The organism is Bacteroidota bacterium, assembly GCA_018698135.1.
Lineage (GTDB): Bacteria > Bacteroidota > Bacteroidia > CAILMK01 > JAAYUY01 > JABINZ01.
The window spans coordinates 1-7,711 of sequence record JABINZ010000052.1 but is presented as its reverse complement, the minus strand read 5'-3'; the positions used below and the strand labels follow the sequence as shown (position 1 = coordinate 7,711).

Here is a 7,711-nt window from a genome sequence, read left to right as displayed (position 1 = left end):
CCAACATTACAACAGCATTATGAATATTATTATAAATTTGAAATTAAAGGAAATTATAACCAGACAGAGTTTGATTTACACTCCCTTGTAAATGCAGCAATTATTCCTAGAACAGCAACACCTACGGCAACTCCAATAAATATTATTTGAATATTGAACCAAGAAGTAAGATGGTCTAATGCAACCATTAAGTGGTCTATATCATCTCCTTCGGTTTTCACAACGGCCTTAAATCTACTAGCCATATTATTTGTAAGAACCCCAAGGGTTAATAAAATAACTGCAGCAACAAAACCAATCAGGATAAACCAGATACCCTTATCGTGCTGAATAAAACCAATAGCAATTATAGCAGTTAGTATTCCTAAAACAAGAAATGAATAACCAACAAAATTCATATGTTTATACAACTTCTTTAAAATAACATTTTCTTGATCATTAAACTCGTAATTGTGCTCCATGTTTAACCCCCTTTAAATTTTTGAAAGTAAAAAAAATTGAATTTTTTTGTTTTATGTTATTGAATAAAATTTTTAATTTTAATCAAAACCTCTTATTATTCATATTCCCAAATATACTAAAAATTAAAGGACTTGAATCTCAATATTTAAATTAGTAAATTTTTACTTAATTCAATATTTCTATTGTTAGTTGATAGTTTTAATGATATCCATAAATATTTCTTATTTTTAACTGAAATATACTTTCCATATTATGGATAAACTTCGCCTGTTTTTTCGTGTTCGCTTGAAGGAATTATTTGAAAGTTACCTTACATTTTCAATTCTTCTATTTGTAGCATTAATAATTCTTTTTCTGGATGTACTAATTAATATTATACTGCCGGGTAGTCATGTGAATGTTTCCAATTTAGTGGGAAGCACCAAAAGTCAAACCAGTATTGACTTTGCACCTGAAGTTTGGATGGCTGTGCTAAGTATGGTGTTAGGTACTTTAATTATTGTTATTTCAATTGCTTCCCAAAGTACGCCTAAACTAATTGATCTCTATATTAAGGATCGAAAAAGCTTAATGTACATCTGGTTTATTACTTTGTCGGCAGGGCACAACCTTATTTTGCAATTATACTTAAGTACAGGAGAATTTGGCCGTCAGGGAAGTGTTCTTTTGAATACCTATATATTACTACCAATTGCTTTACTTCTTTCTATCCCTTATATTCTTTATATATTACGTTATACCAAACCAAGTAATGTTATTGAAAAAATATTTCAGTTGAATATCCGAATGATCAATCGGCTACAGAAAAATAGTCATGTAAACGGATTCTTTTCAGAAAAATACATTGTTAAGTATCAATATAAATTGTTTGATTCACTCAATCAATTGGATGATTTACTGGAGTATGTTTCCTTTAAAGAACCTAAAGGAGATATCATTCACAACATGAGTGAATCTGTTCAAAAGTATGTTAAGATAAAAAAAGAACTAGCTGAGAGATTCTATCAAATTAGTCCAAGCATACGCTCAGATATTTCATTCAAAACAATGACTGGGCAATTTGAGGAAATCGAAAAATCGCACACATTTTATGAGCAAAAAGCATTTCGATTGCTTGCCAATGCTTACCTGAAGTTAATCGAAAACAATGATTTCGATTTGGCTGCCCTTTGTGTTTTTGAATTAAGTGAATGTGGTAAATATGCTATAGCCGAAAATGATGCACCGCTGATTGATGTTATTAATGTTCGGTTTAACACCATCCTTCGGTTTGGTATTAAGCATGGCTTGCGTAATTCTGAAGTAAGGAATCTTTATAATGCATTGTTCCATTATAGCCAGTATTTGAATTATCTTGTTGAGAGCAGGAAAATGGATTTCATTCGAAAAAGCTGTAATTATATAAAAATTTATGGAACTGAAGTGTATCGACATAGTCAACACGAAGCTCCATTTAGCTTTTTGGTAGATGTGTTCACATTAGAATTGAAAAAAATATTGATTCAATTGAACAAATTAGAATACACACACGAGTTCCAAAAAGAAATATTGGAATTTTTACTTGAAATGGATAGCCCACCTGATGTGGATAGAGATGAATTGGGACAGTGGCAAATTGCCAACGATGGTGTTCGTATTTTGCAAATTGGATTATCTCTCTATTACATTAGTGTAGGCATGAAAGAGTTTGCTGAAAGGATTATTGAAGATATTCTGGATGACTATACTTTCTTGAAAGACAGTCTGAGAATAGCAGTAGAAGCAAGCTGTAAGAAATTAAATATCTATACACCAACATTCTGGGAGGATACGGATAGGGGAAACACTAACCTTTATTATTCTGCTGAAAAAGATTTTATTCCTGAATTTTTGAGCATGTTTAATGAAAAACTCAATAGTTTTTTGCAGAAGAAAACATACCACTAAAAAAAAGCTCCATAAGGAGCTTTTTTTTATTCAATTACATTTTCCATTCCTTTGTAAATGGCCTCTTCATTGAGAGCAACCATATGGTGGTATCTTTCAGGTAGTGATTTTTTCAAACCTTTAATCACATTTTCCATTTTTACAATGGGTTTGATTTTTAAATAGGCACCTAAAACAACCATGTTGAAAATTTTGGTATTGCCCATTTCAGCTGCTTTTTCAGCTGCATTAATTTTATATATTTTAATATCTGTTCGACTCGGATGACGGGTAATACCATTTGGATCGTAAAGCAAAGTTCCCCCTACCTTAATCGATTCCTCAAACTTATCCATTGATTGTTGATTGAGAATTATTCCAGTATCGTAACTATTGAGAATTGGAGAACTAACTCTATCATCGCTAAGAATAACTGTAACATTAGCAGTTCCGCCCCTCATTTCTGGTCCATATGATGGCATCCAGCTAACTTCCTGGTCTTGCATAATGCCAGAATAGGCAAGTATTTTACCCATGGAAAGAACTCCTTGTCCACCAAATCCTGCAACAATAATTTCTTCAGTCATAGCTGTATTTTTTTTATCCTGTTATTCTATTCTTATTTATTAACTAATTCACCATCTACTTTAATGTCACCGAGAGGATAATAAGGAAACATATTATCTTCCATCCATTTGTTGGCAACGAGAGGTGTCATTTTCCATCCTGAATTACAGTTTGAAACGATCTCAACAAATGTAATACCCTTGTTCATTTTTTGAATGTCGAATGCCTTGCGAACTGCCTTTTTCGTCTTTCTAACACCTGCTGGTGTATGCACTGCTTGTCTTGTGACATAATGAACGCCAGGCAATTGTGCTATTAGCTCAGTAATCTTCAATGGATTCCCCATCATTTCAACGTCACGTCCATAAGGAGATGTGGAAGAACGCATACCAGGTAATGTGGTTGGTGCCATCTGACCACCTGTCATTCCATAAATACCATTATTGATGAAGAATATGGTGAAATTTTCACCTCGATTACAGGCATGAATTGTTTCAGCAGTACCGATTGCAGCTAAATCACCATCACCCTGATAGGTGAAAATAAACTTTTCAGGCATGATGCGCTTAAGTGCAGTGGCAATAGCTGGAGCTCGTCCATGAGCTGCTTGCTGCATATCGATATTCATGAACTCATAAGCCAGAACTGAACAACCAACCGGAGCAACTCCTATGGTGTCGGCCATCGCATCCATTTCTTCAACCACTTCCATGATAATCCGATGAGCAGTTCCATGTCCACAGCCTGGGCAGTAAGACAGAACTTTGTCGGTCATCAAATCTGTTTTTTTATACACCAGGTTTTCTGGTTGTACAAATTCGTCAATCATATACTCAGCCATTATTAACCTCCTATAATTTTTTCTTCTAAAGCAAGTAGCACTTCATCTGGAAGAGGAATAATTCCTCCCATACGTCCAAAATGCTCAACTTGTACTTTGCATTCTACAGCCAGTTTAACATCCTCTATCATTTGTCCGGCACTCATCTCCACGGTTAAAATACCTTTAACTTGTTTGGAGAGTTCAAATATTTCTTTAATTGGAAATGGAAAGAGTGTAATAGGACGAAAAAGTCCAACTTTTAATCCTTTTTCTCTGGCCAACTGAACAGTCTTTTGACAAATACGTGCAGATGATCCGTAGGCAATTATTAAATATTCAGCATCTTCACAATCGAAAGTTTCGTAACGAACTTCATTGTCTTGCATGTCCTGATACTTATTCTGGAGCTTTATATTATGTTGTTCCTGCTTGTTGGAATCAAGTTCAAGCGAAGTGATTACATTTCTTTCTCTATCTGCAGTTCTTCCGGTTGTAGCCCAAGGGCATTTCTTGATTACTTCTTCATGTGTTAACCGATCTTCCTGAGGATCCAGTTCTACTTTCTCCATCATTTGACCAATAATACCATCGCCAAGAACCAAAACAGGATTTCTGTATTTGAAAGCAAGATCAAATCCCAATTTCGCAAAATCAGCCATTTCCTGAACAGACGAAGGAGCTAAAACCAGCAATTTATAATCGCCATGTCCACCACCTTTTACAGATTGAAAGTAATCTGCCTGAGAAGGTTGAATTGTTCCTAAACCTGGTCCACCACGAACTACATTCAAGATCAAACAAGGTAATTCAGCACCAGCCATGTAGGATATTCCTTCTTGTTTCAGGCTAATGCCCGGACTTGAAGAAGAAGTCATTACTTTTCGACCCGCTGCTGCACCACCATAAACCATGTTTATAGCGGCTACTTCGCTTTCTGCTTGGAGAACGACCATTCCAGTTCTCTCATGAGGTTTTTCGTACATTAAATACTCTAAAACCTCAGATTGTGGGGTAATAGGATAACCAAAGTATGCATCGGCACCTGCTCTGATAGCAGCTTCTGCAATTGCTTCGTTACCTTTCATTAACCTAAGTTCCTTCATTCTTATTTTGTTTAAAATTAAACTTCAACTTTTTTCCTGTAAACTGTAATTACACCATCTGGACAAACAATTGCACAATTGGAGCAACCTGTGCATGCTTCCGGATTGGCCATGTAAGCGTAATGATAACCTTTTCCATTTACTTCTCTGGCCATATCAATAACAGTGGTCGGACATACAGGAACACATACCTCGCATCCCTTACACTTCTCAATATCAACAACTATAGCTCCTTTAACTTTTGCCATATATATGTTTTAAAATCTTAGCAAAAAATAGTACAGTCAACTAAAATGCTATTTTGACTGCGTGCAAATTTGAAAAATTAAAATGTAATTCAAGAACATTTTATTAAAAAATCGTAATTAGTATTTAGTCTAAATTCTAACATATCCCAAGAAATGAAATTGAAAGAGCAAAAAGACTATTTCGTTATTGTTTTATGGCGATTAAGGACATCTCAATAGCCGCATTCAGAGGGAGTTTTGAGACTTCCACGGTTTCTCTTGCAGGTGGTTGTTCGTTAAAATAGGATGCATAAATTTCGTTCACTGTTTTGAAATCATTCATGTCTGCTAAAAAAATCGAAACCTTTACTACATCCTTAAAACCTAGAGATTCTTCAGCAAGAATATTTTTGAGGTTAGCAATCACCTGATGCGTTTGCTTTTCAATTGATTCAAGGATTAGTTTACCACTATAGGGATCTACCGGTATCTGACCTGAAATAAAAAGCATTCCATTGGCTAATACAGCCTGACTATAAGGACCTATTGGTTGTGGTGCATCTTTGATGTTTATTATTTTTTTCATATGTATATAATTAAATTTTAAAGGTCATATGGAACTCGCATATAGTCATTTCCTTGTTTGTGTAAACTTATACTCATGCTTGTTTCATCTGTTTATAATTGTTTTTTAGTTGTCAGTTGGCCAGTCCCGATTTATAGGGAGATCTCGCATTATAATCATTCCCTTGTGCCTGGACTCCGAAGTGTTTCGGCACACAGGTGTGTGAGAAATTTTTTACTCATGCTCGTTTCATATATAATGTTTATTCTCAGTTATGAATGATAGGATTGTCAACAAGCGAAAATAGAAAATTCTATTAAAACCTAATTGAATATCTAAAAGCATATTAAAAAATTACCTTAACTTAGTTGATAATATGAATCAATCTTCAAATCATTGGCAATGATTCATATCAAACAATAATTTCAAGCACAATTAAATAGTGGAGGTTAATAATGACATTAATTTTAAGCAGAAAAGATGTAATATCGGTATTGGAAATGAAAGATTGTATGAGCGTTGTTGAAAATGCTTTTGCAGAATTGGCTAATGGCACTGCTGTACTGCCTTTAAGAAATAATATTAAACCTCCTGGAGGACTAGCGCTCTATATGCCTGCATATCTAGAAAAGATGGGCGCATTGGCATGTAAAGTAGTTACTGTTTATAAAAATAATCCTTCAAAATATAACTTGCCAACAACCATTGGGAAAGTTTTGCTTCAGGATCCTGACACAGGTGATGTTATTTGCATCATGGATGGGGGATATCTTACCGCAGTAAGAACCGGAGCAGCAAGTGGTGTAGCCACCAAATATTTGGCTAGAGAAGAAGAGAATCTTACATGTGCAATTTATGGAGCTGGTGTTCAGGCAAAAATGCAATTATGGGCAGTTGCTGAAGCTAGAAAAATTGCAAAAGCGTATGTATATGATTTATCAACTGAATCAGCACAGGCCTTTGCTGATGAAATGAATGAAAAATTTGATTTTGATGTAGTTGTTGGAACTCCTGAGGAGTTGGTTCAATGCGACATCATTTGTACAGCAACCTCCGCACCAAATCCTATTTTTGATGGCAATGATGTTAAGGAAGGGGCACATATTAATGGCATTGGAAGTCACACTCCTAATGCCCGAGAACTTGATACGACAATTGTAAAACGTTCAAAGTTTGTAGGTGATTCTAAAGAAGCTTGTTTTAAGGAAGCAGGTGATATTATGATTCCATTAGCAGATGGTGAAATTACGGAGGATGCATTTTATGCAGAATTAGGTGAGATCATTACTGCAAAGAAAAAAGGCAGGTTGAATAATGCTGAAATAACACTTTTTAAATCCAATGGTCTGGCAATCCAGGATGTAGCAACGGCTAAACTTGTTTATGATAAAGCAGTGGCTGCTGGTATTGGGATTGAAGTCGAAATCTAATAGGTAATATGGTAAAACGAGAAAAACTATACGATGCTTTTGGCGATTTGATTTATTCGGTTGCTCTTGCAGATGGTGCTATTCAGGATGTGGAAGTTGAAGCACTGGAAAAACTATTGATAGGTCATAATGGTGCAAAAGACATTCGATGGTCCTTTGATTACAATCGGGTAAAAGGAAAAACAGTTGAAGAAACCTATCAGGCAGCCATCGAAATTTGTAAAGAAAATGGTCCAGATGCTGAATATGAGTATTTAGTCCAAGTTATGATTGAAGTAGCCAAGGCCTATATGGGTATAGTAGCAAGTGAGCAGAAAATACTAGATGGTTTTGTTGTGGACTTAAAAACTAAATTTGTTGAAGACTTGAAAAAGTTGGATTTGATGTGATGTCTTTATAAAAAGTAAAGAAGAACAGGAATTCAACATTTTATATCTGATTATTTATGACTCGAATTGGTCATAAAAAAAAGGCTGCCCTTTTGGGACAGCCTTTTATTTTTGTTGAGAATTAGAAAAAGGTCATTACATTGTTGAGATTCAAAATGTAATTGACTAGTGTGTGAGATCAGGGGTTGCCAGATAAGCATTAGCTATATCGTAAAAAAGGATTGATCCACACACGAAAAT

General features: G+C 35.0%; 9 protein-coding genes. 3 read left to right on the top strand and 6 right to left on the bottom strand.

Annotated features, from left to right (window positions below):
• Window positions 1-53 precede the first annotated feature (53 nt).
• On the bottom strand, window positions 54-461 hold the full coding sequence (locus tag HOG71_03230) for a hypothetical protein (GenBank protein ID MBT5989843.1): 408 nt from the start codon (window positions 459-461) through the stop codon (window positions 54-56).
• 253 nt (window positions 462-714) lie between these two features.
• On the opposite strand from HOG71_03230, the gene HOG71_03225 reads away from it, so the two are divergent.
• Complete coding sequence (locus tag HOG71_03225; protein ID MBT5989842.1) at window positions 715-2,388, top strand: hypothetical protein; 1,674 nt, start codon at window positions 715-717, stop codon at window positions 2,386-2,388.
• A gap of 26 nt (window positions 2,389-2,414) precedes the next feature.
• Here HOG71_03225 and HOG71_03220 read toward each other — a convergent pair whose 3' ends face one another.
• From HOG71_03220 to HOG71_03200, 5 genes are all read right to left on the bottom strand, one after another.
• A complete protein-coding gene (locus tag HOG71_03220) occupies window positions 2,415-2,954 on the bottom strand; it encodes a 2-oxoglutarate ferredoxin oxidoreductase subunit gamma (protein ID MBT5989841.1) in 540 nt (179 codons plus the stop codon).
• A gap of 32 nt (window positions 2,955-2,986) precedes the next feature.
• Window positions 2,987-3,775: a 2-oxoglutarate oxidoreductase gene (locus HOG71_03215; protein MBT5989840.1), complete on the bottom strand. Its 789-nt coding sequence runs from the start codon at window positions 3,773-3,775 to the stop codon at window positions 2,987-2,989.
• Window positions 3,776-3,777: 2 nt separating this feature from the next.
• Window positions 3,778-4,842 carry a 3-methyl-2-oxobutanoate dehydrogenase subunit VorB gene (locus HOG71_03210; GenBank protein MBT5989839.1) on the bottom strand — a complete coding sequence of 355 codons (1,065 nt, stop codon included), beginning with the start codon at window positions 4,840-4,842 and terminating at the stop codon, window positions 3,778-3,780.
• 35 nt (window positions 4,843-4,877) lie between these two features.
• Window positions 4,878-5,108 (bottom strand): 4Fe-4S binding protein, encoded by a 231-nt coding sequence (locus HOG71_03205; protein MBT5989838.1) that lies wholly within the window; start codon window positions 5,106-5,108, stop codon window positions 4,878-4,880.
• 184 nt (window positions 5,109-5,292) lie between these two features.
• Window positions 5,293-5,673 carry a RidA family protein gene (locus HOG71_03200; protein MBT5989837.1) on the bottom strand — a complete coding sequence of 127 codons (381 nt, stop codon included), beginning with the start codon at window positions 5,671-5,673 and terminating at the stop codon, window positions 5,293-5,295.
• A 434-nt stretch (window positions 5,674-6,107) separates the two neighbouring features.
• On the opposite strand from HOG71_03200, the gene HOG71_03195 reads away from it, so the two are divergent.
• On the top strand, window positions 6,108-7,082 hold the full coding sequence (locus HOG71_03195; protein MBT5989836.1) for an ornithine cyclodeaminase family protein: 975 nt from the start codon (window positions 6,108-6,110) through the stop codon (window positions 7,080-7,082).
• Window positions 7,083-7,090: 8 nt separating this feature from the next.
• Window positions 7,091-7,471, top strand: a complete 381-nt coding sequence (locus HOG71_03190; GenBank protein ID MBT5989835.1) for a TerB family tellurite resistance protein — start codon at window positions 7,091-7,093, stop codon at window positions 7,469-7,471.
• Window positions 7,472-7,711 lie beyond the last annotated feature (240 nt).